The sequence below is a fragment of the Arsenophonus sp. ENCA genome (genome assembly GCF_002287155.1).
GTDB classification, from domain to species: domain Bacteria; phylum Pseudomonadota; class Gammaproteobacteria; order Enterobacterales; family Enterobacteriaceae; genus Arsenophonus; species Arsenophonus nilaparvatae.
Genome location: NZ_NHNG01000615.1, coordinates 1 through 1,771, shown reverse-complemented (window position 1 = coordinate 1,771; position 1,771 = coordinate 1). Strand labels below are relative to the sequence as shown.

Annotated in this window: 2 protein-coding genes and 1 pseudogene; 1 reads left to right on the top strand and 2 read right to left on the bottom strand. The window is 47.4% G+C overall.

The features are described from left to right. Positions 1 to 194: 194 nt before the first annotated feature. Together CBG25_RS15875 and CBG25_RS15870 are read right to left on the bottom strand one after the other, a co-directional pair. Entirely contained in the window at positions 195 to 464 is a 270-nt protein-coding gene (locus CBG25_RS15875) for a hypothetical protein (protein ID WP_290607855.1), read from the bottom strand. Beyond that, a complete protein-coding gene (locus CBG25_RS15870) occupies positions 461 to 1,414 on the bottom strand; it encodes a DUF3102 domain-containing protein (protein ID WP_290607853.1) in 954 nt (317 codons plus the stop codon). The genes CBG25_RS15875 and CBG25_RS15870 overlap by 4 nt, the downstream gene beginning before the upstream one ends. Positions 1,415 to 1,574: 160 nt before the next feature. On the opposite strand from CBG25_RS15870, the pseudogene CBG25_RS15865 reads away from it, so the two are divergent. Then, positions 1,575 to 1,771: pseudogene (locus tag CBG25_RS15865) on the top strand (hypothetical protein); the annotation flags it as partial.

Here is a 1,771-nt window from a genome sequence, read left to right as displayed (position 1 = left end):
TGAGCATGGTAGATTCTTCCATAAAAAAACAGATAATTGAATATATCGCCCTGACCTTCCTTATAAATACGTGCTCGTAGCACAAGATACCGTTCGGTCTTGAAGACGATTATGAATATGTCACCAGGGTTTAATCTGACGTACAAGCTCTAAGCTTAAGGCAGAGTACAAACTCACCGGTAACATCCCAATGATCAGTTGGGGATCATTAACCTTTGAAAGTCAATGATCAAGATATAAGATATCTGTAGGGCTTCCTCACGTGTCAGGGCACTGGTACCACAATCCACCCGTTGCTTGCGCGACGGTTTAACGCTGACCTGTTTGATTTTTCGTAGCAGCGTGGCTTTGGAAATGCCGAGTGCCTGACAACCTGTCTGATAAACCGCGTCTTTGCCGCCATGCCCGGCTTTCTCGGCAGCCTGGGCAATCGCTAACAGGCGTTCGGTCAGGATGGCGTTCATAACACCGCCTCCTCGCCGTTATCCTGCCCCGTGCCGCGCAGGTGTTCCGGTAACTGAAAATCCGCGTCTTCAGCATCTGCATCATCCTTTACCCAGTCTGGTACGGTCTCTGATGGGGTGTGATGGGGTAAGGCAAAGTCACTGCGTAACATATTGATTTCAAACTCAATGTCATTAAGTAGGCCCGCCAAATAGTCGGCGTGTGACGTAATATCACCACTGTGGCTATGCAATTTTTCCAGCCCTTCCCGAAAGCGGCCCATTAACATGGCTTTAACATCAAAGCCCACCAGGCCAATTTCTTCACGGAGCTGGCGGATGCCTTCTTCCCCTAACGGGCGATGCTGATTAAGCAGGCGGTTTTCACTCAGCTCATTGATTTTTTGGTCTTTTTCGTTGGCCAGGCGGCGGCTGGCTTCCAGGCTGTCACGGGTTTCGCGCAGTTTTGCTTTTAGTTCACGCACAGACATGCGATCAACCTCGTCAAGTGTCAGGCCGGCAATGGTGCCGCCTTCGACTAATGCGGCAAGATCTTCATCATCTTCAGTCATCAACTCAAAGAGTTTTGTTTTACCTAAACTCGCAAGCGTTTGCGAGTTCGCCTGTAATCCAGGTGAGGTATATTTTAGTGCAGCTTTCATTATTAAGTTGGCTGTTCTGTGCGCCATCCCCAAGCGTTCAGTGACTATTTTGGTAAACTCTCCATGCGGCTCATTTTCTTTAATAATAATTAGCCGCTTCCCCGCCTCCAGCATGGCTTCCGCGCTCTGTGCCATATAGAAGCGCGCTTCATGCACAATGCGCTCGCGTTCATAGGGCAGGCCCTCGCCGTACTTGTTCATAATGGCTTGCTGATGTTCAGCCAGGGCGTTAAGGTTGTTCATTAAATCCGGTGCCAAAGGCTGTTCGGGGGCGATTTCAGCCGTCATCGGTAACGCTTTTCTACCCATTGTTTTTTCCTCTTACGATTTTGACGGTGAGGCTACACAGCGCTCACGTCGTTCTGCCATCTTGATTTGCGCCCGTTCGGTTTCATCGAAACACGAGTTTCGCAGTCTCTAAAAAAGAAGTATAAATTTAAAAACAAGAAAAAATCAGGATGTTCATATTTTGTCCGGTTATCCATGCATTAAAGATATCTATAAAATATTCTTGCAAGTAAGCAGTGTAAGATACTCTTGTTTGGCGTTATCAGAAGTCAGCCCATCGCCTTTATCTCATGACACGGTTAGCCGATGGTTAAAAAGTAGATGTTTCCGCCCTAAAGACCTATGGCGATTAGTTGAACCTTCTATAGACAAAAAAAG